Origin of the sequence: Pseudomonas sp. IT-347P, from assembly GCF_949768005.1 — a bacterium.
Taxonomy (GTDB): Bacteria; Pseudomonadota; Gammaproteobacteria; order Pseudomonadales; family Pseudomonadaceae; genus Aquipseudomonas.
The window spans coordinates 493,666-514,923 of sequence record NZ_CATKPQ010000044.1 but is presented as its reverse complement, the minus strand read 5'-3'; the positions used below and the strand labels follow the sequence as shown (position 1 = coordinate 514,923).

Sequence of the window (21,258 nt, the reverse complement as noted above, 5' to 3'; positions counted from 1 at the left end):
CGCAAAACCCTGTGGGAGGGGGCTTGCTCCCGAAGACGGAGTGTCATTCAGCATATTATTGCCTGACACACCGCTTTCGGGAGCAAGCCCTCTCCCACATTAGGCTCTCAGTATTTTCTGGTGTGCCGGTTATCCCCGGCGGTCGAGGATGTTGACCACCACCCGATCCACCCACCCCCACACCCGCTGCTTCACCCGTCGCCACAACGGCCGGCGCTGCCATTCCTCCAGGCTCACCTGCTGACTCAGCCCGAAGTCCTTCACAAAACTTGCCTCCACCGCTGCTGTCAACGACGGATCCAGCGCCTCCAGATTCGCCTCCAGATTGAAGCGCAGGTTCCAGTGGTCGAAGTTGCACGAACCGATGCTCACCCAATCGTCCACCAACACCATTTTCAGGTGCAGGAAACACGGCTGGTATTCGAAGATCTGCACCCCTGCCTTGAGCAGTCGCGGGTAATAACGGTGCCCGGCATAACGCACCGACGGGTGATCGGTACGCGGCCCGGTCAGCAGCAGCCGCACATCGACACCGCGCGCGGCGGCCTTGCGCAGGGAGCGGCGGATTTTCCAGGTTGGCAGGAAGTACGGCGTGGCCATCCAGATGCGTTGCTGGCCGCTGTTCAACGCACGGAACAGCGATTGCAAAATGTCACGATGCTGGCGGGCGTCAGCATACGCCACGCGCCCCATGCCTTCGCCCTTGTCCGGCACCCGTGGCAGACGCGGTAGACCAAAATGCGCGGCCGGCCGCCAGGCGCGGCGATAGCGGTTGGCGATCCACTGGCGATCAAACAGCAGTTGCCAGTCGATCACCAACGGGCCGCTGATCTCGACCATCACTTCGTGCCATTCGCTGGTGTCGTGGCCCGGCGTCCAGAACTCATCGGTGACACCGGTGCCGCCAACCACTGCCAGACGCTGATCGACCAACAACAACTTGCGGTGATCACGATAAAAATTGCCGACCCAGCGCCGCCAGTTCAAGCGATTGTAGAAACGCAGTTCGACCCCGGCGTGTGTCAGGCGCTGGCGCAGATTGAGGGTGAACGCAAGACTGCCGTAATCATCGAACAGGCACCGCACGCGCACACCACGCTCAGCGGCCAGCACCAGCGCCTGCACGATGGTTTCGGCACAGGCGCCGGCCTCGACCAGATACAACTCCAGTTCGATCTGCTCTTGCGCGCCAGCAATCTGCTCAAGCATGCGCGGGAAGAATTGCGGGCCGTCGATCAACAGCTCGAAGCGGTTGCCATCCCGCCACGGAAACACCGCGCCGCGCATGTCAGCGCGCCGTGAAGATCAGCACCGCACCCACCGGCACCGACAGACTGATGGCCGACAGGTCGGCGAGTTTGCGCAGGCTTTCCAGCCCCGGCACGAGGTCGAAATCCTCGGCGTTGATCACCAGCGGCTCCAGGGTGACCACTTGAAAACGTCGATCATCGAGCCGTGTCGCCAACAGTTCGGCCGGGTACTCATGTTGCTTGCCGTGCAAGTTGACGGTCAACGGCAGGCGCAATTCCAGTTGCGCACCGGGGGCCAGATCGTTGATCGGGCGCAGGTCGATCTGGGTGGTGATGGTCGCTTCGGGAAATTGCTCGATCTGGAACAGCTCCTTGCGCATGCGCTCATCGCGCAGCGGGATGCCGCTGTTGATAGAATCCAGCTCGACTTCGACTTCGGCGCGACCGTTGGGGTCGACCTTGCCGTGCAGCACCAGAAAGCGCTGCACCTCGGAAATGTGAGCGTTTTTCGTACTGACGAACGACAGCCGCGACGACTCGCCGTCCAGATACCAATTGGCCTGCGCCGGCAGCGCGACGGCGGCGAGCAGCAGGCCGGACAGGGTTGCACAGAGAGAGCGGTTGAACATTGAACACTCGTGGGGCCGATAAACCTGCACGAACCTTAACCGCCCCCGCGGTTATTGCAAACTCGGTTGCCGCAAATCTATCGATTGATGAATTCCCTGTGGGAGCTGGCTTGCCAGCAATTGCGCCGGCACAGGCAATATTTGTGTGCCTGATACACCGCCATCGCTGGCAAGCCAGCTCCCACAGAGTTCTCTGTTCAAAGGAGATCTGCATACTTCAGGGATCGAGGCGGCAGCCCCGGCGTTCGCTTTGCCACTGTGCGCGATTGCTGCGGCCCATGCCGCTGACGGTGACGGTTTTGCTCGCAGGGTCATCGGTGAACTGGCTGATCGGCAGCCATTGTTTTACATAGCCACGACAGTACTCAGCGTCGTTGTTCATCACGTACCGGCAGGAACAATATTCCTTGGCGGTGTAAGCGCTGATGATGTCTGGAAAAGCCCACAGATTTTCGCGTTCGTAGCCGACCCAGCCGAGCAGCAACACAAGCAGTAACAGCAAAAAGCGCTTCATGGCCGCACCGCCTTCAACACCTGCTTGAGCAATTCGTTATGACGATAACTGCCGTCACGGTCATCGGCGTAGCGCACGATCACCAACTTTTCGCTTGGAATGACGAACAAGGCCTGGCCCCAATGGCCGAGCGCGGCGAAAGTATCGGGCGGTGCATCGGGCCAAGGCGACGCGGCGCCACCGGCCGGACGATTGAGCCACCAATGGCCGCCGGGCACGGCTTCGTCCTGATGAGCCTTGTAACCGGCGAAGGGTTTAAGGTTGAAGGCGACCCAATCTTTGGGCAGCAGTTGCCGATCGTTCCAGCGCCCATCGCGGGCCATCAGCAGACCGACCCGCGCCAGATCCCGCGCCGTCAGGTAAGCGTACGACGACGCGACAAAGATGCCAGTGGCATCGGTTTCCCACACGGCATGGCGAATGCCCAACGGTTCGAATAACGCCGTCCATGGATAATCCGGATAACGCTGCGGACCGACGATGGTTTTCAGCGCCGCCGCGAGCAAATTGCTGTCGCCGCTGGAATAGCGGAAGGCCTGCCCCGGTTCGGCGTAAGTGTCGTGAGCGGCGGTGAACGCGGCCATGTCGCGATGACCGCGGGTGTAGAGCATCGCCACCACCGAGGATTTCAGCGGGGCATATTCGTAGTCTTCCTGCCAGTCGATGCCGGAGGACCAGTGCAGCAGGTCGGCGATTTTGATGGACGGGTGTTGTTCCAGCGGCGGGTAAAACTGCACGGCCGGGTCTTCGAGTGTGAACAGGCCTTCGCCGTACGCCACGCCAAGGACGGTGGCCATCAGGCTTTTGCTGATCGACCAGGTCAGGTGCGGTGTGTGTTCGGTGGTCGGACCGGCGTAGCGCTCGTAGATGATCTGGCCGTCGTGGATGATCAGCAGCGCGTCGGTGCGGATGCCTTTGCGGGTGGTGTCATCGCGGGGTGGGAAGGCGTAATTCTCCAGAACTCCTGTATCGGTGATCGTCGTGCCGATTGGCCATTGTTCGCCGGGCCATTGTTCGGCCTGAACGGTGAAGCAGGTCAGCAGCAGAAACAGCGACAGGCCTTTGCACATGAGGAGGGCTCTTGGGGAGAACCTGCTGAGATTAGTCGGGGTTGATGACAGATGTGTGGTGATGATGAGATCGCTTTCGCGAGCAAGCTCGCTCCCACAGTTGACCGAGTTCCTTCAGTTGGAATGCCATCAAACTGTGGGAGCGAGCTTGCTCGCGAAGAGGCCAGTCAAGCCTGCGCCAAAGCCTTGGCCAACCGCTTGGCCCGAGCGCCTGCGGCCAACTGCATCACCCCCTGATCCCGCTGCCACATCTGCGCCCATTCTGTCGGCCCGTCAGCCAAGGCCTGACTCACCTCCCCCTCCAGCACCTCAAATTGCGCAAACAACCCACCCAGCAACACATGCCCGGCCGGATTGTTCGGCGGCTGCCGGCTCGCCTCCGCACACCCGGCCAACAGCGCCAGCAAACGTAATTGCAGCGCTTGCGGCCAATCGCTGTCCTGCCCGACGCCATACAGCCATGCGGTCATCGCGCTCAGCACATAGACATCTTCCAGCGTGCGAAACGGTTTGACGTAAGCATCCCAACCATCACCGGCGAGCAACTCGCACAACGCCCCATCAAGCTGCAACCGGCCATGACTGATGTCTGGCATCAACGGCAACGCCGGCAATTTCTCAACGGTTACTCCGGGCTCGCCGGGATACACCACGGCCAGACTCAGGCGCGGCGTTTCGCCGGGGTCTTCGCTGCGCGCGGCGATCAGCAACCAGTCCGCCGCATCGCCCGCCGTGACGAAGTCCTTGCGCCCACTCAGGCGCAAATCGCTCAGCCGCGTCTGCATGTCCGCCGGACGCAGACTGCGCTGTTCAGTCGCGCACAAGGCACCGAGGCTCAGCGGTGCGCTCGGCCACAACATGCGCAAGGCCGCCTGATAACCGACCAGAAACGCCAGCCCCGGCGTCGCCATCCGCCGCCCGCCCGCGACCGCCAATTCGAACGGGGTGACGTTGCCCAGTTGCTGCAACAACGTTGCAAAACCCTCGGCCAGGTCGGCAACGGCGGGCAATCGTTCACGGCGGTGCAGCAGATCTGGCCAAGGCATAAGAGGCTCCTCGTGGGCTGTCATATAAGCATCACCGAACGTTCATGGCGATGACACCGGGGCTACATAGCCTGACTTTGCACAACACGGCTGCATAAAGAAAGTCGATCGGCTGCAACCCACGACGGGTTAAAGGCCCGTACGGAGATTCACATGACTCAGATCGCCCGCATCAGCGACACCGGCAATGAACGCCGCCTGCAAGCCGAACGCCTGATCGGCGCCGAGGCCTTGCAGCAAGCCCAGGCCCTGCGTTTCAACGTCTTCAGCGGCGAATTCAACGCCAAACTGAACGGCGCGGAACTGGGTCTGGACATGGATGATTATGATGTTCACTGCAGCCACATCGGCGTGCGTGATCTGAACACCGGGCGTCTGGTCGCGACCACGCGTCTGCTCGATCACACCGCCGCCAGCAGCCTGGGCAAGTTCTACAGCGAAGAAGAATTCAGTCTGCATGGGCTCGCGCATCTGCAAGGCCCGATCCTTGAAATCGGCCGCACCTGCGTCGACCCGGCCTATCGCAACGGCGGCACCATTGCGGTGTTGTGGGGCGAATTGGCCGAAGTGTTGAATCAGGGCGGCTACAGCTATCTGATGGGTTGCGCGAGCATTCCGATGCAGGACGGCGGCATTCAGGCCCACGCGATCATGCAGCGCCTGCGCGAACGTTACCTGTGCACCGAACACCTGCGCGCCGAGCCGAAAAATCCGCTGCCGACGCTCGATATCCCATCCAACGTGATCGCGGAAATGCCGCCGCTGCTCAAGGCCTACATGCGCCTGGGCGCGAAGATCTGTGGCGAGCCATGCTGGGACGAAGACTTCCAGGTCGCCGACGTGTTCATCCTGCTCAAGCGCGACGAACTCTGCCCGCGCTACGCCAGGCACTTCAAGGCGGCTGTGTGATGAGCCGGCTGCGGGTGTACGCGCGAATCGCGCGGGTGCTGCTGGTGGTGGCGCTGGGCTTGACCATGGCCAGCGTCTTTGGCGTGTTTGAACGGATTGGCCTGGCGCATTCGATGGAACGGCGTCAGCGCTGGTCGCGCTTCTTCATGGCGCGGCTGAGCAATGCCCTGCCCTTTCGCGTGACCGTCCATGGTGAGCTGCCGAAACAGCCGATGCTGTGGGTCAGCAATCACGTATCGTGGACCGACATTCCGCTGCTGGGCATGCTGACGCCGCTGTCGTTTCTGTCCAAGGCCGAAGTACGCACCTGGCCGGTGGCCGGTTGGCTCGCGGCGAAGGCTGGCAGCCTGTTCATCCGTCGCGGTTCGGGCGACAGCCAGTTGATCCGCAAACAGATGACCCGGCACCTGCAAACCGAGCACGCCTTGCTGATGTTCCCGGAAGGCACCACCACCGACGGCCGTTCGCTGCGTACCTTTCACGGTCGCTTGCTGGCGGCGGCGATTGATTCCGAGGTGATGCTGCAACCGGTGGCGATTCGTTATCTGCGTGATGGCGAAATCGATGCGCTGGCGCCGTTCATTGGCGACGATGATCTGCTCTCGCACCTGATGCGCCTGTTCAGCAATGATTGCGGCGATGTCGAAGTACACCTGCTCAAGCCGATTGCCTGTCAGGGGAGTGAGCGTGCGGCGTTGGCGTTTGAAGCGCAGCAGGCGGTGCAGAAGGCGTTGTTTGGTGAGGCGGCGAAACCGGCCGAACCGCGTCGCGCAGGCGAACTGATCGCTGCCTGAACACACACTCCTACATTAGATCTGCGGTGTCTGGGGGTTTTGTGCGAAGTCCTGGAGTTGTGGGTAGAACAAAGCGAAATCCTCACTCAACGGCTCATACAACCGCCGCAATTCCTGCATCGCCCCCGCCAGCTCTTCCGGCCGGGTCAAGCGCCGCGAGATCCCGCGCAGCACCTGTTCCAGCACTTCAAACTCCTGATACGAACCCAGCCAGTCATTGGCGACCATGTGGGGCGCGATCTTCGCCAGCCGTTCGGGCATTTGCGGTTCACGGGACAGCACCCGATACACGTCAGCGGTGAAGTGTTCCAGCGGCTGATCGGCGTACAGCTTCCAGTCCCGCGCCAGGCAATGATCGAAAAACACATCGAGCACGATCCCGGCGTAGCGCCGCCGCGTTTCGGTAAAGCGGCCCAGAGCAATGTCCACCAGGGGATGGCGGTCAGTGAACACGTCAATCCGTCGATGCAGGTGAATGGCCGCCTCCACCTCGGGCGCAAACTGCCCTTGCAGCCGACCTTTGACGAAGTCGCCATACAGACTGCCGAGCAGTTGCCCGGGGCGCTGGCCACCGAGGTGTAAATGTGCGAGATAGTTCATGGGCGCAGCTTAGCACTGCGGCCAGTAAGCCATACACCCATGTATCGTTATAACGCGATATACCAATTTATGCTGACATCAGATCAAAATCATATTGGTATATCGCGATCCAACGATTTAAAGTTCGCCTCATCGCGATATAGCGTTGTACACATTGTGAGCACCCTGCCATGAACCTCGACCTCGACGAAATAATAAAAGCCCTGGCGCACCCGGTACGGCGAGACATCCTCAACTGGCTGAAAGACCCGAAAGGCGAATTCCCGGAACAGTTGCACAACCACGAGTACGGCATCTGCGCCGGACAGATCGATCAACGCTGCGGCCTGTCGCAGTCGACCGTTTCGGCACACCTCGCAACGTTGCAGCGCGCCGGTCTGATCAGCAGCCAGAAGGCCGGTCAATGGCACTTTTTCAAACGAAACGAGGACGTGATCCAGGCGTTCCTCAGCACCCTCAGTAAAGAGCTCTGACCCTTAACGTCAGCCAGCCGACAAGGAAACCTGCATGCCCCTCTCGCTCCTCATCCTAGCCTTGAGCGCCTTCGCCATCGGCACCACCGAATTCGTCATCATGGGCCTGCTGCCCGATGTGGCGACCGACCTCGGTGTGTCGATCCCCGGCGCCGGCTGGCTGGTGACCGGTTACGCCCTGGGCGTGGCCATCGGTGCGCCGTTCATGGCACTGGCCACGGCCAGACTGCCGCGCAAGGCAGCACTGGTGGCGTTGATGGGCATCTTTATTATCGGCAACCTGTTGTGTGCGATTGCCAGCGATTACAACGTGCTGATGTTTGCCCGTGTAATCACCGCGCTGTGCCACGGTGCCTTCTTCGGCATCGGTTCGGTGGTGGCGGCCAATCTGGTACCCGCGAACAAACGCGCTTCGGCCGTGGCCCTGATGTTCACCGGCCTGACTCTGGCCAACGTCCTCGGCGTTCCGCTGGGCACCGCGCTGGGTCAGCAATACGGCTGGCGCTCGACCTTCTGGGCGGTGACCGTCATCGGTGTGATCGCAATGATCGGCCTGATCCGTTTTCTACCTGCCAAGCGTGACGAAGAGAAACTCGACCTGCGCGCCGAACTCGCCGCTCTCAAAGGTGCGGGGATCTGGCTATCGCTGAGCATGACCGCGCTGTTCGCCGCCTCCGTATTCACCCTGTTCACCTATGTCGCGCCGCTGCTCGGCGAAGTCACCGGTGTGTCGCCGCGTGGCGTGACCTGGACGCTGATGCTGATCGGCCTGGGCCTGACCGTCGGCAACATCATCGGCGGCAAACTCGCCGACAAAGGCATGGCCGCCACGCTGATCGGCGTATTCATCGCGATGGCCGTGGTCTCCACCGTGCTGACCTGGACCAGCGTTGCGCTGATCCCGACCGAAATCACCCTGTTCCTCTGGGCCACTGCGTGTTTCGCCGCCGTGCCGGCGCTGCAAGTCAACGTGGTGACCTTCGGCAAAGCGGCACCGAACCTGGTGTCGACCCTGAACATCGGCGCGTTCAACGTCGGTAACGCCTTGGGCGCCTGGGTCGGCGGCAGCGTCATCGCCCACGGTTACGGCCTGACCAGCGTGCCACTCGCAGCCGCCGCGCTGGCCGTGCTCGCCCTGCTGGTGACCCTGATTACTTTCCGTCAGAACGGCAATGCCGATCTGGCCCCTGCTACCAACTGATTAACTTTTCACTTACGAGGGTTGTAGACATGGCAACTATTTTTGATCCGATCAAACTCGGCGACATTGAACTGGCCAACCGCATCATCATGGCCCCGCTGACCCGCTGCCGCGCCGACGAAGGCCGCGTGCCGAATGCGCTGATGGCTGAATACTACGTACAGCGTGCTTCTGCGGGCCTGATCCTCAGCGAAGCCACGTCGGTGACGCCAATGGGCGTCGGCTACCCGGACACCCCGGGCATCTGGTCCAACGACCAGGTACGCGGCTGGGCCAACGTGACCAAAGCGATTCACGCTGCTGGCGGCAAGATTTTCCTGCAACTGTGGCACGTGGGCCGTATCTCCCATGAGTCGTACCTGAACGGTGAGACCCCGGTGGCGCCAAGCGCGATCCAGCCTAAAGGTCACGTCAGCCTGGTGCGGCCACTGGCCGACTACCCGACTCCGCGCGCCCTGGAAACCGCTGAAATCGCCGACATCGTCGACGCTTATCGCACCGGTGCCGAGAACGCCAAAGCCGCCGGTTTCGATGGCGTGGAAATCCACGGTGCCAACGGTTACCTGCTCGACCAGTTCCTGCAAAGCAGCACCAACCAGCGCACCGACAACTACGGTGGCTCGCTGGAAAACCGTGCGCGCCTGCTGCTGGAAGTGACTGATGCGGCGATCGACGTCTGGGGCGCCGGCCGTGTCGGTGTGCACCTAGCACCGCGCGCTGACTCTCACGACATGGGCGATGACAACCTGGCGGAAACTTTCACCTATGTCGCCCGGGAACTGGGCAAGCGCGGCATCGCGTTTATCTGCTCCCGTGAGAAAGAAGGCGCCGACAGCCTCGGCCCGCAACTGAAAGAAGCTTTCGGTGGCCCGTACATCGCCAACGAAAAATTCACCAAAGACAGCGCCAACGAGTGGCTGGCCAGCGGCAAGGCTGACGCGGTGGCGTTCGGCGTGCCGTTCATTGCCAACCCGGATCTGCCGGCGCGTTTGAAGGCGGATGCGCCATTGAATGATGCGCGTCCAGAGCTGTTCTACGCCAAGGGCCCGGTCGGTTATATCGACTACCCGACGCTATAAGGCATCACGCAGAAACGCGAAAGCCCCCGACTTGTGAGAGTCGGGGGCTTTTTTGTGTTCGCCGGGAGAGCTATTGCGCGGCTGAGTACGTGGCCCCTCATCCCAGCCCTCTCCCGAGGGAGAGGGAGCCGATCGGGGAATGTTCGGGACCTGAGTTCGACTGGATATTTCAGGTCGGCGTATCTCGAAGGAGCACCTCGGTCAGTCCCCTCTCCTTCCGGGAGAGGGCTAGGGTGAGGGCAGACTGCCAACACTCATTCACACAGAAGACACAAATTCCCTACAAAATGCGCAGCTCGCTACGTTTAAACTCCCCGCCGCAAATCTATATAAAGGCAGGCCAATTGACATAACCTGTGCCAATTACGCATTTTGTTTCATTTGCGCAGGCTGGGGCTCAGGCGCAGCATATCCAACCCTGTATCGACCCAACGCTCGGCTTCGGCATGCAGATCGAAGCTGTCCGGCGCCAGAAGCCATCCGTACAGAAGGCCATCGATGTAGGCGTGAATGCTGATGGCCGCGCGGGCAGTGTCGAGATCTTCCGGCAACTGGCCGCGATTCACCGCATTACGCAGGGTCAGCCCAATGCGCTCATTGCACTCAAGACTGGCCACCCGGCGCTGCTGGCGCAAATCGCACATTTCATCGGTGAACTCGCACTTATGAAACAGAATTTCGTTGATACGCCGGGTTTTCGGATCCAGCGCAACTTGATGAAACAAATGAATCAGCAGCTTGCGCATGCAACCCAGTGGGTCGAGTTCGTCTTCGCTCTCGCTGGCCTTGGCCAATTCATCCAGCGGCTCATGCAGGCTGTCGAGCATGGCCTGAACCAGATCCGCCTTGTTGCTGAAATGCCAATAAATGGCCCCACGGGTAACTCCGGCCATTGTCGCAATGTCGGCCAGCGTCGTCCGAGCGACGCCCCTTTCGAAAAAGGCTTTCTCCGCCGCTTCCAGAATCTGGCTACGGGTTTCTTGAGCTTCCTCTTTGGTACGACGGACCATGACAGTAAAACCTCAAACAGGATGTTTCAGGGATGGCTGAATATCCGCTGAATAAAGAAGGGGTGATCTCTCGCGGATCAGTTCCCAGGCCTACAATTTCGAACCTTGCGACGACTTTTGTAACAGGGTGGATACGCGGCGCAGGTGTTTACAAACAACCATGAACGTAAGTATATTACTTAGCAAGCTACTTATCCACTCGGTACGCATTTTTTACCCTTTCACACTTCTTGTGCGCTTTTCGCGCGCCTGACCCGAGGATCTTCATGCAATTCAAGCCAGCTGTTACCGCTCTGGTCACTGCCGTCGCCCTGGCATCGCTGCTCAGCGGATGTAAAAAGGAAGAAGCGGCACCGGCCGCTCCACCGCCTCAGGTCGGCGTCGTCACCCTGCAGCCACAAGCCTTTACCCTCACTTCCGAACTGCCGGGTCGCACCAGTGCGTACCGCATCGCGGAAGTTCGACCACAGGTCAATGGCATCATTCTCAAGCGTCTGTTCAAGGAAGGCGCCGATGTCAAAGCCGGCCAGCAGCTGTATCAGATCGATCCGTCGGTCTATGAAGCGACCCTGAAAAGCGCCGAAGCCAACCTGCGTTCGACCAAATCGATCTCCGACCGCTACAAGCAACTGGTCGACGAGCAGGCCGTGAGCCGTCAGGAATACGACACCGCTGTGGCCAACCGCCTGGAATCGGAAGCGTCGTTGCAGAGCGCGCAGATCAACGTGCGTTACACCAAGGTCTATGCGCCGATCTCCGGCCGCATCGGCCGTTCGGCGGTGACCGAAGGCGCGCTGGTCAGCAATGGCCAGGCCGACGCGATGGCGACGATCCAGCAACTGGACCCGATCTACGTCGACGTCACTCAGTCTTCGGTTGAACTGCTGGAACTGCGCCGCGAGCTGGAAAGCGGTCGTCTGCAGAAGGCCGGCGACAATTCGGCCGCGGTCAAGCTGACCCTGGAAGACGGCAGCCAGTACAAGCTCGACGGTAAGCTGGAATTCTCCGAAGTATCGGTCGATCCGACTACCGGTTCCGTGACCTTGCGCGCCGTGTTCCCGAACCCGGATCACACCCTGCTGCCAGGCATGTTCGTCCGCGCCCAGTTGCAGGCCGGCGTCAATGCCGCGGCCATTCTGGCACCGCAGCAAGGCGTGACCCGCGACCTTAAAGGCACCCCGACCGCACTGGTCGTCGGCGCCGACAACAAGGTTGAGCTGCGTCAACTCAAGGCCAGTCGCACCGTCGGCAGCCAGTGGCTGATCGAAGACGGCCTGAAGGCCGGCGATCGTTTGATCACCGAAGGCCTGCAATACGTTCGCCCAGGTGTTCAGGTCAATCCGACTGAAGCGACCAACGTAGCCAAGAAGAACCCGGCCCCCGCTCAAGCAGCTGACAAAGCCGCTGGCGGCAAAGGGGAGTAACTCATGTCAAAATTTTTCATCGACCGTCCGATTTTCGCCTGGGTAATTGCCCTGGTGATCATGCTGGTCGGGGCACTTTCGATCCTGAAACTGCCGATCAACCAATACCCGAGCATCGCGCCACCGGCCATTGCGATCCAGGTGACCTACCCAGGCGCCTCCGCACAAACCGTGCAGGACACCGTGGTGCAGGTCATCGAGCAGCAGCTCAACGGCATCGACAACCTGCGTTATGTGTCCTCGGAAAGTAACTCCGATGGCAGCATGACCATCACCGCGACCTTCGAGCAAGGCACCAACTCCGACACCGCGCAGGTGCAGGTCCAGAACAAGCTGAACCTGGCCACCCCGCTGCTGCCGCAGGAAGTGCAGCAACAAGGTATCCGCGTCACCAAGGCAGTGAAGAACTTCCTGTTGGTGATCGGTGTGGTTTCGCGTGACGGCAGCATGACCAAGGACGACCTGTCCAACTACATCGTGTCGAACATGCAGGACCCGATTTCTCGGACCGCCGGTGTCGGTGACTTCCAGGTCTTCGGTGCCCAGTACGCGATGCGCATCTGGCTCGACCCGGCCAAGCTGAACAAGTACAACCTGACCCCGGCTGACGTCAGCTCCGCCATTTCGGCGCAGAACGTCCAGGTGTCGTCCGGTCAGCTCGGCGGTTTGCCGGCGCTGCCAGGTCAGCAACTGAACGCGACGATCATCGGCAAGACCCGTCTGCAGACCGCCGAGCAGTTCAAGGCGATTCTGCTGAAGGTCAATCAGGACGGCTCGCAAGTGCGCGTCGGCGACGTAGCCGATGTCGCTCTGGGCGGTGAGAACTCGACCATTTCCGCACAGTTCAACGGCAAACCGTCTTCCGGTCTGGCAGTGAAACTGGCCAACGGCGCCAACGCCCTCGACACCGCCAAGGCCCTGCGCAAGACGATTGACGAACTCAAGCCGTTCTTCCCGCAAGGCATGGAAGTGGTGTTCCCGTACGACACCACCCCGGTGGTGACCGAGTCGATCAAGGGTGTGGTTGAAACCCTGGTCGAAGCAATCGTGCTGGTCTTCCTGGTGATGTTCCTGTTCCTGCAGAACTTCCGCGCCACCGTCATCACCACGATGACTGTGCCGGTGGTATTGCTCGGTACGTTCGGCATCCTCGCGGCCTTCGGTTTCAGCATCAACACGCTGACCATGTTCGGTATGGTGCTGGCCATCGGTTTGCTGGTGGATGACGCCATCGTCGTGGTGGAAAACGTCGAGCGGGTGATGAGCGAAGAAGGCTTGTCACCGAAGGAAGCGACCAAGAAGTCCATGGGCCAGATCCAGGGTGCGCTGGTCGGTATTGCCCTGGTTCTGTCGGCGGTACTGTTGCCGATGGCGTTCTTCAGTGGCTCCACCGGTGTGATCTACAAGCAGTTCTCGATCACCATCGTGTCGGCCATGGCCCTGTCGGTACTGGTCGCGCTGATCTTCACACCGGCGCTCTGCGCAACCATGCTCAAAGCGATTCCGAAAGGCGAGCACGGCACACCGAAAAAAGGCTTCTTCGGCTGGTTCAACCGCAGCTTCGATCGTGGCGTCAGAAGCTACGAGCGCGGTGTCGGCAACATGCTGTCGCGAAAAGCCCCATACCTGTTGGCCTATGTGCTGATCGTCGTCGGCATGATCTGGCTGTTCACGCGCATTCCGACCGCGTTCCTGCCGGAAGAAGACCAGGGCGTACTGTTCGCCCAGGTGCAGACCCCGGCCGGTTCCAGTGCCGAACGTACTCAAGTCGTGATCGACGAAATGCGTTCTTACCTGCTGGAGAAAGAAGCCGGTGCGGTGTCTTCGGTGTTCACTGTCAACGGCTTCAACTTCGCCGGTCGCGGTCAGAGCTCGGGTCTGGCGTTCATCATGCTCAAACCGTGGGACGAGCGTGACGCGAGCAACAGCGTGTTCGCCCTCGCCCAACGTGCGCAGCAACACTTCTTCAGCTTCCGCGATGCGATGGTGTTTGCCTTTGCCCCGCCAGCGGTACTGGAATTGGGTAACGCCACCGGTTTCGACGTGTTCCTGCAGGACCGCGCCGGTATCGGTCACGAAAAACTGATGGAAGCGCGCAACCAGTTCCTCGGTCTGGCGGCACAGAGCAAGGTGCTCTATCAGGTGCGTCCGAACGGCCTGAACGACGAGCCGCAATACCATCTGGAAATCGACGATCAGAAGGCCCAGGCCCTCGGCGTGAGCATTGCCGATATCAACAGCACCCTGTCGATCTCCTTCGGTAGTAGCTACGTCAACGACTTCATCGACCGTGGTCGGGTGAAGAAGGTCTACGTGCAAGGTCAGGCCGGTGCTCGCATGAGCCCTGAAGACTTGAAGAAGTGGTACGTGCGCAACAACGCCGGAACCATGGTGCCGTTCTCCGCATTCGCCAAGGGCGAGTGGATCTACGGATCGCCAAAACTGGCGCGTTACAACGGTGTAGAAGCGATGGAGATCCTCGGTTCTCCGGCGCCGGGTTACTCCACCGGTGAAGCGATGGCCGAAGTCGAAGCGATTGCCAAGAAGCTGCCGGCCGGTGTTGGTATCTCCTGGACCGGTTTGTCTTACGAGGAACGTCTGTCGGGTTCGCAAGCGCCGGCGCTGTACGCCCTGTCGCTGCTGATGGTGTTCCTGTGTCTGGCGGCGCTGTACGAGAGCTGGTCGATTCCGATCGCCGTTATGCTCGTCGTACCGCTGGGGATCATCGGTGCATTGCTGGCCACCAGCCTGCGCGGTCTGTCCAACGACGTGTACTTCCAGGTGGGGCTGTTGACGACCATCGGTCTGGCGGCTAAAAACGCCATTCTGATCGTCGAATTCGCCAAGGAGCTGCATGAACAAGGCCGCAGCCTGCGTGAGGCGGCGATCGAAGCCTGTCGCATGCGTCTGCGCCCGATCATCATGACCTCGCTGGCCTTCGTCCTCGGTGTTGTACCGCTGGCGATCTCCACCGGCGCCGGTTCAGGCAGTCAACATGCGATCGGTACGGGCGTGATTGGCGGTATGCTCACGGCCACGATCCTGGCGATCTTCTGGGTCCCACTGTTCTTCGTTACGGTTTCGTCCATGGGCCAGCGTAAAATCGCTGACGAGGATGAACCAACTGAAACTCCTAAAGAGGCTGGCCAATGAGCAAGTCGCTACTCTCCATCGCAGTCGCCGCCTTCGTGCTGAGCGGTTGCTCGCTGATACCTGATTATCAGCAGCCTGAGGCCCCGGTCGCAGGTCAGTACCCGCAAGGGCCGGCGTATTCGCCGGCCCAGGCACCGGCGCAGGCCGCTGCCGAGCAAGGCTGGAAGCAGTTTTTCCATGACCCGGCGCTGCAACAGCTGATCCAGGTTTCGCTGGAAAACAACCGCGACCTGCGTGTCGCGGCGCTGAACATCGACGCTTACGCGGCTCAATACCGCATCCAGCGCGCCGACTTGTTCCCGGCGGTGTCGGCCAATGCCGCCGGCAGCCGCCAGCGTCTGCCGGCGCGTGCCTCGCAGACCGGCGACTCGATGATCAGCAGCTCGTACTCCGCCACCGTCGGCATCAGCGCCTACGAACTCGACCTGTTCGGTCGCGTTCGCAGCCTGAGCGAGCAAGCGTTGCAACAGTACTTCGCTACTGAAGAAGCGCGTCGCAGCACCCAGATCAGTCTGGTCGCCAGCGTCGCCAACGCTTACCTGACCTGGCAAGCGGACAAGGAACTGCTCAAGCTGACCCAGGACACCCTCGGTGCCTTCGAAGAAAGCTACAAGCTGACCAGCCGCAGCAATGAAGTCGGTGTCGCCTCGGCACTGGACCTGGCGCAGTCGCGCACCTCGGTCGAGAACGCCCGGGCGCAACTGGCGCGTTACACCCGCCAGGTCGCGCAGGACGAAAACAGCCTGACCCTGCTGCTCGGCACCGGTATCCCGGCCAATCTGCAAGCGGCCAAACCGTTGGGGGATGACCTGCTCAGCGATGTACCGGCCGGCCTGCCTTCGGACCTGCTGCAACGTCGTCCGGACATTCTGCAAGCCGAGTACAACCTGAAAGCGGCCAACGCCAACATCGGCGCGGCCCGTGCAGCGTTCTTCCCGAGCATCAGCCTGACCGCCAACGCGGGCAGCCTGAGCCCGGATCTGTCCGGCCTGTTCAAGGGTGGTTCGGGGACGTGGCTGTTCCAGCCGCAGATCAACCTGCCGATCTTCAACGCCGGCAGCCTGCGCGCCAGCCTCGACTACGCCAAGATCCAGAAGGACATTGGCGTGGCGAACTACGAGAAGGCCATTCAGACGGCCTTCCAGGAAGTCGCCGACGGCCTCGCCGCACGCCAGACCTACACCGAGCAGCTGCAGGCGCAGCGTGACTTTGTGCAGGCCAACCAGGATTACTACCGCCTGGCCGAACGTCGCTACCGCATCGGCGTCGACAGCAACCTGACCTTCCTCGATGCCCAGCGTCAACTGTTCAGCGCGCAACAAGCGCTGATCACCGACCGCCTCGCGCAGCTGACCAGTGCGGTCAACCTGTACAAGGCCCTGGGCGGTGGCTGGAATGCGCAGACCGCGCAGAACGAACCGCTGAAAGAAGAAGCACCGAAGATGAAGTTGTTCTGATCATCATCGGCTGAACACAAGGAGCCCACCGATTGGTGGGCTTTTTGTTGCCTGAAAGAAATGGGTTGTCTGTCCCGGCGTTATCGCGAGCAGGCTCACTCCTACAGTTGGAATGCATTCCCCTGTAGGAGTGAGCCTGCTCGCGAAGAGGCCCTATCAACCGCCACAAAACCCGTTTTAATCTTGCGTTCGATAATCGCCCAAAACCCGCTTTCACCAATTGAAACGCTGGCTCCGCCCCCCGCACCATTCGTATCACAAAACCAATAACAACAGGTTCGACACCATGCTCCCGCGCCCTGCCCCGTCCGGCTGATTGCCGTCGTTTCCCCCTGAACCCTTTTCATGTCTGCACCGCAAAACGGCGCAGCGCATCCGTTCACCCTAAAAAAAACAAGAGAGACCCGAGCCCATGACAACCTCCCCTGCGCCTTACGCGTTTCCCGGTCTGATCGCCCTCGCGCTGGCCGGTACTGCTTTGCCCGCTGTAGCCGAAGACGCCGGTTTCATTGAAGGGGCCAAGGTCAACCTGAACCTGCGCAACTTCTACATCAACCGCAATTTCACCAACCCGACCAAGGCTCAGGGCAAAGCTGAAGAGTGGACGCAGAGCTTCATCCTCGACGCCAAATCCGGTTTCACCCAAGGCACCGTCGGCTTCGGCATGGACGTGCTCGGCCTGTATTCGGTGAAACTCGATGGCGGTAAAGGCACTGGCGGTACGGCGTTGCTGCCGCTGGATCACGACGGCCGTCCGGCGGACAACTTCGGACGCACCAACGTTGCTTTCAAGGCCAGGCTTTCCCAGACCGAAGTGAAGGTCGGCGAATGGATGCCGGTGCTGCCGATCCTGCGTTCGGACGACGGTCGCTCGCTGCCGCAAACCTTTCGCGGCGGCCAGATCACTTCGAAGGAAATCGATGGCTTGACCCTTTACGGCGGCCAGTTCCGCGCCAACAGCCCGCGCGACGACAGCAGCATGAGCGACATGTCGATGACCGGCAAAGCGGCGTTCACCTCTGACCGCTTCAACTTTCAGGGCGGTGAATACGTTTTCAACGAAAAACGCACACAGATCGGCCTGTGGAACGCCGAACTCAAGGACATCTACAGCCAGCAATACGTCAACCTGATTCACAGCCAGCCGCTGGGCGACTGGACCCTCGGCGCCAACCTCGGCTTCTTCTACGGCAAGGACGACGGCAGCGCCCGCGCCGGCGATCTCGACAACAAAACCTGGTCGGGGATGTTCTCGGCGAAGTACGGCGGCAACACCTTCTACGTCGGCCTGCAGAAACTCACCGGCGACAGCGCCTGGATGCGCGTCAACGGCACCAGCGGCGGCACCCTGGCCAACGACAGCTACAACGCCAGTTATGACAATGCGCAGGAACGCTCCTGGCAGGTACGCCATGACTACAACTTCGTAGCGATGGGCATCCCCGGCCTGACCTTGATGAACCGCTACATCAGCGGCGACAACGTGCACACCGGGACGATCACCGACGGCAAGGAATGGGGCCGCGAATCGGAACTGGGCTACACCGTGCAGAGCGGCGCCCTGAAGAACCTGAACGTCCGGTGGCGCAACTCGACCATGCGCCGCGACTTCAGCAACAACGAGTTCGACGAGAACCGCTTGATCGTCAGCTACCCGATCAGCCTGCTCTAAACACCGCTTTCAAACTGTAGGCCTTCGCCTGCTCGCGATAGCGGTGTGTCAGTGACATTTAAGGTGACTGACACACTGCTATCGCGAGCAGGCGAAGGCCTACAGGAGGATCTTTGCCATTGGTCAGGAGAAGTGGCACTTCGCCGGCCGGCAGGTAAAGTGGCAAAACCTGAAGGACTCAGGTGCTTCACCTTTCCGCTTCCGTCGTCGTAGTCGGTCCTCAAGCTGGGAGCCAGGTTGTCATCGGAAGACACCAACGATCACTGGAGGACCACCTCAATGATCTCTGATTCGTTACGGCCGTTACCACTTTCGCGAGCAACCCCGCTCCCACAGTTGAAATGCATTCCAAATGTGGGAGCGGGCTTGCTCGCGAAGGCGTCAGTCCGGGCAACACTTATTCCCGGGATTCAACACCCAGCTCGTCCCACACCGACTCCGCAAGATGAAACGTTGCATTCGCCGCCGGAATCCCGCAGTAGATCGCACTCTGCATGATCACTTCCTTGATCTCGCCCCGGCTCACGCCATTATTGGCCGCCGCGCGCAGGTGCAGTTTCAGTTCACCCTCGCGGTTCATGCCGATCAGCATCGCGATGGTGATCAGGCTGCGCGTGTGCCGCGGCAAGCCCGGGCGCGTCCAGATATCGCCCCAGGCGTGGCGGGTGATCATCTCCTGAAACTCCGAGTTGAACTCGGTCAGCGTGGTCAGGCTGCGATCGACATGCGCATCGCCCAGCACCGCGCGGCGCACTTGCATGCCGTCGTCGTATCGTTGTTTCTCGTCCACGAAAATCCCCTTATCAGGCGTTTAGAAACGCCAACACACGATCACTGAAATCCGCGCCAGCCTGCACATTGGACAGGTGCGCCGCGTAGAACTCGGCGTACTGGGCACCGCGTACATGCTCCTGAATGAAGTGCCCACCTGATGGGGGCGTCACCGCATCTTCAGTGCCGGCAATCACCAGCAACGGCACGTTGATCGACGCCAGTTGTTCGCGGAAATCGGCATCACGCACCGCTGCACAGTTAGCCGCATAACCTTCAGGCGACGTGGCTGCGAGCATGTCGGTAATCTGCTTGGCCGCCGCCGGATGCGCCGCCGAAAAGTCTGGAGTAAACCAACGGGCAATCGACGCGTCACGCAAAGCAACCATCGCTGCTGCGCCATCGCGCAGGACGGTTTCGATGCGTGGATTCCACACCGACGGATCGCCGATTTTCGCGGCGGTGTTGCAGACGATCAGCTTGTGCAGACGATGCCCGGCGTTGATCCCCAGCCACTGGCCGATCAGGCCGCCCATCGACAGTCCGCAGAAATGCGCGCGCTCGATGTGCAGCGCATCCAGCAGGCCAAGTACATCGTGACCCAGTTGCTCAATGCTGTAAGGACCCGGCGTGACCAGCGATTTGCCGTGACCACGGGTGTCGAAACGCAGCACGCGAAAATGCTCGGTCAACGCCTGCATCTGCGCATCCCACATGTGCAGGTCGGTGCCCAGCGAGTTGGACAGCACCAGCACCGGTGCATCGACCGGGCCTTCAATTTGATAGTGCAGTTCGCCATCGGCGAGTTGAACGAAAGCCACAGCCCTCTCCTTTCAGTCAGACAATGCGTTGTGTTCGGCCACCGCGCGCTCGACCCAGGTTTTCGCCTGACCGAGGTAATGGGCGGGGTCCAGAAGATGATCGAGTTCAGCGTTGCTCAGTTCGGCGGTGACCTTCGGCTCATCGCCGAGTACGGCGCGCAAATGACGCTGCTCGGCCACTGCGCGTTTGCAGCATTGTTCGAGCAGGTGATGCGCCGCATCGCGACCGACACGTTGAGCGAGGACGATGCTGACGGCTTCGGCCAGTACCAAACCTTGGGTCAATTCGAGATTGCGCGACATACGTTCAGCGTCGACTTCAAGCCCTTCCGCCAACAATCGAGCCTGTTGCAGCGATCCCGAAACCAGGCAGCAAATCTCCGGCAAGGTTTCCCATTCGGCATGCCACAGACCGAGGCTACGCTCGTGCTCCTGGGGCATGGCACTGAACAGCGTCGAGACCAGACCCGGCACCCGCGTCGCGGCTCCGATCAACACCGCGGCGCCGACCGGATTGCGCTTGTGCGGCATGGTCGACGAACCGCCCTTGCCCGGTGCCGAGGGCTCGAACACTTCAGCCGCTTCAGTCTGCATCAACAGGCTGATGTCGCGGCCGAACTTGCCAAGGCTGCCGGCGATCAAACCGAGCACCGCGCCGAACTCGACCACGCGATCACGCTGGGTGTGCCACGGTTGTTCGGGCAGGGTCAGTTGCAGTTCTTCGGCGAGGGCTTCAGCGATCGGCAAGGCCTGCTCGCCCAGCGCGGCGAGGGTTCCGGACGCTCCACCGAATTGCAGCACCAGCAGACGCGGTTTGAGTTCACGCAAGCGCTGCCGGCTGCGCGTCACAGCGCCCAGCCACCCGGCGATTTTCATGCCGAGGGTCACTGGCGTCGCATGTTGCAGCCAGGTGCGTCCGGCCAGCGGCGTCGCCGCATGACGTTGTGCTTGAGCAGCGAGAGAGTCAGCCAGTTGCGCCAGATCGCTTTCGATCAAATCCAGTGCCTGACGCAATTGCAGCACCAGCCCGGAATCCATCACGTCCTGACTGGTCGCGCCCAGATGCACATATCGCTCGGCTTCAGCGTTGCTGCCGGCAATCTGTTTGCCCAGCGCCTTGACCAGCGGAATCGCCGAATTGCCGGCCGTAGCAATCGCCTCGCCCAGCACCGCGAAGTCGTACAGATCGGCATTGCACGCTGCCGCAATCGGTGCCACGGCAGAGGCCGGAATCAACCCGACCCGCGCCTCGGCCCGGGCCAGCGCCGCTTCAAAGTCGAGCATGGCCTGCACGCGGCCCTGATCGCAGAACACTTCGCGCATATTGCGGGCAGTGAAGTAGGCATCGAACAATTGATTGCCCGGTCGCTGAGTCATAAACAGTC

General features: G+C 60.8%; 19 protein-coding genes. 9 read left to right on the top strand and 10 right to left on the bottom strand.

The annotated features are described in order from the left end of the window. Positions 1-129: 129 nt before the first annotated feature. The 5 genes from ACM6IV_RS18680 to ACM6IV_RS18660 form a co-directional block, all read right to left on the bottom strand. On the bottom strand, positions 130-1,287 hold the full coding sequence (locus ACM6IV_RS18680) for a phospholipase D-like domain-containing protein (protein ID WP_414871121.1): 1,158 nt from the start codon (positions 1,285-1,287) through the stop codon (positions 130-132). A gap of 1 nt (position 1,288) precedes the next feature. Continuing rightward, a complete protein-coding gene (locus tag ACM6IV_RS18675; RefSeq protein ID WP_414871120.1) occupies positions 1,289-1,879 on the bottom strand; it encodes a YceI family protein in 591 nt (196 codons plus the stop codon). Between the two features lie 217 nt (positions 1,880-2,096). Then, a complete protein-coding gene (locus ACM6IV_RS18670; protein ID WP_414871119.1) occupies positions 2,097-2,393 on the bottom strand; it encodes an amidase in 297 nt (98 codons plus the stop codon). Next, positions 2,390-3,463 carry a serine hydrolase domain-containing protein gene (locus tag ACM6IV_RS18665; protein ID WP_414871118.1) on the bottom strand — a complete coding sequence of 358 codons (1,074 nt, stop codon included), beginning with the start codon at positions 3,461-3,463 and terminating at the stop codon, positions 2,390-2,392. Before ACM6IV_RS18665 ends, ACM6IV_RS18670 begins: the two co-directional genes overlap by 4 nt. Before the next feature lie 167 nt (positions 3,464-3,630). Then, a complete protein-coding gene (locus ACM6IV_RS18660) occupies positions 3,631-4,509 on the bottom strand; it encodes an acyl-CoA dehydrogenase (protein WP_414871117.1) in 879 nt (292 codons plus the stop codon). 153 nt (positions 4,510-4,662) lie between these two features. On the opposite strand from ACM6IV_RS18660, the gene olsB reads away from it, so the two are divergent. Further along, complete coding sequence (gene olsB, locus ACM6IV_RS18655) at positions 4,663-5,418, top strand: L-ornithine N(alpha)-acyltransferase (RefSeq protein ID WP_414871116.1); 756 nt, start codon at positions 4,663-4,665, stop codon at positions 5,416-5,418. After that, positions 5,418-6,212, top strand: coding sequence for a lysophospholipid acyltransferase family protein (locus ACM6IV_RS18650; protein WP_414871115.1), 795 nt, complete (start codon positions 5,418-5,420; stop codon positions 6,210-6,212). Before olsB ends, ACM6IV_RS18650 begins: the two co-directional genes overlap by 1 nt. Before the next feature lie 15 nt (positions 6,213-6,227). Here the strand turns inward: ACM6IV_RS18650 and ACM6IV_RS18645 are convergent, their stop codons facing one another. Continuing rightward, a complete protein-coding gene (locus ACM6IV_RS18645) occupies positions 6,228-6,812 on the bottom strand; it encodes an ACP phosphodiesterase (RefSeq protein ID WP_414871114.1) in 585 nt (194 codons plus the stop codon). 170 nt (positions 6,813-6,982) lie between these two features. Here ACM6IV_RS18645 and ACM6IV_RS18640 point away from each other — a divergent pair, with 170 nt between their 5' ends. The 3 genes from ACM6IV_RS18640 to ACM6IV_RS18630 are packed head-to-tail and all read left to right on the top strand — an operon-like array spanning position 6,983 to position 9,565. Next, the gene (locus ACM6IV_RS18640; RefSeq protein WP_016771327.1) at positions 6,983-7,285 is read left to right on the top strand and encodes an ArsR/SmtB family transcription factor; all 303 of its coding nucleotides are present in this window, start codon (positions 6,983-6,985) and stop codon (positions 7,283-7,285) included. Positions 7,286-7,319: 34 nt separating this feature from the next. After that, on the top strand, positions 7,320-8,486 hold the full coding sequence (locus ACM6IV_RS18635) for an MFS transporter (RefSeq protein WP_414871113.1): 1,167 nt from the start codon (positions 7,320-7,322) through the stop codon (positions 8,484-8,486). A 29-nt stretch (positions 8,487-8,515) separates the two neighbouring features. Next, positions 8,516-9,565 carry an alkene reductase gene (locus ACM6IV_RS18630; RefSeq protein ID WP_414871112.1) on the top strand — a complete coding sequence of 350 codons (1,050 nt, stop codon included), beginning with the start codon at positions 8,516-8,518 and terminating at the stop codon, positions 9,563-9,565. A 377-nt stretch (positions 9,566-9,942) separates the two neighbouring features. Here the strand turns inward: ACM6IV_RS18630 and emhR are convergent, their stop codons facing one another. Further along, positions 9,943-10,575 carry an efflux system transcriptional repressor EmhR gene (gene emhR, locus ACM6IV_RS18625; RefSeq protein WP_414871111.1) on the bottom strand — a complete coding sequence of 211 codons (633 nt, stop codon included), beginning with the start codon at positions 10,573-10,575 and terminating at the stop codon, positions 9,943-9,945. Between the two features lie 266 nt (positions 10,576-10,841). Between emhR and emhA the strand changes: the two genes are divergently transcribed. The 4 genes from emhA (at position 10,842) to ACM6IV_RS18605 (ending at position 18,281) form a co-directional block, all read left to right on the top strand. Next, entirely contained in the window at positions 10,842-11,999 is a 1,158-nt protein-coding gene (emhA, locus tag ACM6IV_RS18620) for an efflux RND transporter periplasmic adaptor subunit EmhA (RefSeq protein ID WP_414871110.1), read from the top strand. A gap of 3 nt (positions 12,000-12,002) precedes the next feature. Then, positions 12,003-15,152 (top strand): efflux RND transporter permease subunit EmhB, encoded by a 3,150-nt coding sequence (gene emhB / locus ACM6IV_RS18615; protein ID WP_414871109.1) that lies wholly within the window; start codon positions 12,003-12,005, stop codon positions 15,150-15,152. Further along, a complete protein-coding gene (gene emhC, locus ACM6IV_RS18610) occupies positions 15,149-16,609 on the top strand; it encodes an efflux RND transporter outer membrane subunit EmhC (RefSeq protein WP_414871108.1) in 1,461 nt (486 codons plus the stop codon). The genes emhB and emhC overlap by 4 nt, the downstream gene beginning before the upstream one ends. 412 nt (positions 16,610-17,021) lie before the next feature. Next, positions 17,022-18,281 (top strand): OprD family porin, encoded by a 1,260-nt coding sequence (locus ACM6IV_RS18605; protein ID WP_414871107.1) that lies wholly within the window; start codon positions 17,022-17,024, stop codon positions 18,279-18,281. Between the two features lie 397 nt (positions 18,282-18,678). Here the strand turns inward: ACM6IV_RS18605 and pcaC are convergent, their stop codons facing one another. The 3 genes from pcaC to ACM6IV_RS18590 are packed head-to-tail and all read right to left on the bottom strand — an operon-like array spanning position 18,679 to position 21,250. Continuing rightward, the gene (pcaC, locus tag ACM6IV_RS18600; protein WP_025110738.1) at positions 18,679-19,071 is read right to left on the bottom strand and encodes a 4-carboxymuconolactone decarboxylase; all 393 of its coding nucleotides are present in this window, start codon (positions 19,069-19,071) and stop codon (positions 18,679-18,681) included. A 13-nt stretch (positions 19,072-19,084) separates the two neighbouring features. Continuing rightward, the gene (gene pcaD / locus ACM6IV_RS18595; protein WP_414871106.1) at positions 19,085-19,873 is read right to left on the bottom strand and encodes a 3-oxoadipate enol-lactonase; all 789 of its coding nucleotides are present in this window, start codon (positions 19,871-19,873) and stop codon (positions 19,085-19,087) included. Between the two features lie 12 nt (positions 19,874-19,885). After that, positions 19,886-21,250 carry a 3-carboxy-cis,cis-muconate cycloisomerase gene (locus ACM6IV_RS18590; protein WP_414871105.1) on the bottom strand — a complete coding sequence of 455 codons (1,365 nt, stop codon included), beginning with the start codon at positions 21,248-21,250 and terminating at the stop codon, positions 19,886-19,888. Between the last annotated feature and the right edge of the window lie 8 nt (positions 21,251-21,258).

Bases quoted from the DNA above. Each gene is read 5' to 3' on its own strand.
- ACM6IV_RS18680 (WP_414871121.1), bottom strand. From the start codon at position 1,287: ATGCGCGGCGCGGTGTTTCCGTGGCGGGATGGCAACCGCTTCGAGCTG.
- ACM6IV_RS18675 (WP_414871120.1), bottom strand. From the start codon at position 1,879: ATGTTCAACCGCTCTCTCTGTGCAACCCTGTCCGGCCTGCTGCTCGCC.
- ACM6IV_RS18670 (WP_414871119.1), bottom strand. From the start codon at position 2,393: ATGAAGCGCTTTTTGCTGTTACTGCTTGTGTTGCTGCTCGGCTGGGTC.
- ACM6IV_RS18665 (WP_414871118.1), bottom strand. From the start codon at position 3,463: ATGTGCAAAGGCCTGTCGCTGTTTCTGCTGCTGACCTGCTTCACCGTT.
- ACM6IV_RS18660 (WP_414871117.1), bottom strand. From the start codon at position 4,509: ATGCCTTGGCCAGATCTGCTGCACCGCCGTGAACGATTGCCCGCCGTT.
- olsB (WP_414871116.1), top strand. From the start codon at position 4,663: ATGACTCAGATCGCCCGCATCAGCGACACCGGCAATGAACGCCGCCTG.
- ACM6IV_RS18650 (WP_414871115.1), top strand. From the start codon at position 5,418: ATGAGCCGGCTGCGGGTGTACGCGCGAATCGCGCGGGTGCTGCTGGTG.
- ACM6IV_RS18645 (WP_414871114.1), bottom strand. From the start codon at position 6,812: ATGAACTATCTCGCACATTTACACCTCGGTGGCCAGCGCCCCGGGCAA.
- ACM6IV_RS18640 (WP_016771327.1), top strand. From the start codon at position 6,983: ATGAACCTCGACCTCGACGAAATAATAAAAGCCCTGGCGCACCCGGTA.
- ACM6IV_RS18635 (WP_414871113.1), top strand. From the start codon at position 7,320: ATGCCCCTCTCGCTCCTCATCCTAGCCTTGAGCGCCTTCGCCATCGGC.
- ACM6IV_RS18630 (WP_414871112.1), top strand. From the start codon at position 8,516: ATGGCAACTATTTTTGATCCGATCAAACTCGGCGACATTGAACTGGCC.
- emhR (WP_414871111.1), bottom strand. From the start codon at position 10,575: ATGGTCCGTCGTACCAAAGAGGAAGCTCAAGAAACCCGTAGCCAGATT.
- emhA (WP_414871110.1), top strand. From the start codon at position 10,842: ATGCAATTCAAGCCAGCTGTTACCGCTCTGGTCACTGCCGTCGCCCTG.
- emhB (WP_414871109.1), top strand. From the start codon at position 12,003: ATGTCAAAATTTTTCATCGACCGTCCGATTTTCGCCTGGGTAATTGCC.
- emhC (WP_414871108.1), top strand. From the start codon at position 15,149: ATGAGCAAGTCGCTACTCTCCATCGCAGTCGCCGCCTTCGTGCTGAGC.
- ACM6IV_RS18605 (WP_414871107.1), top strand. From the start codon at position 17,022: ATGACAACCTCCCCTGCGCCTTACGCGTTTCCCGGTCTGATCGCCCTC.
- ACM6IV_RS18590 (WP_414871105.1), bottom strand. From the start codon at position 21,250: ATGACTCAGCGACCGGGCAATCAATTGTTCGATGCCTACTTCACTGCC.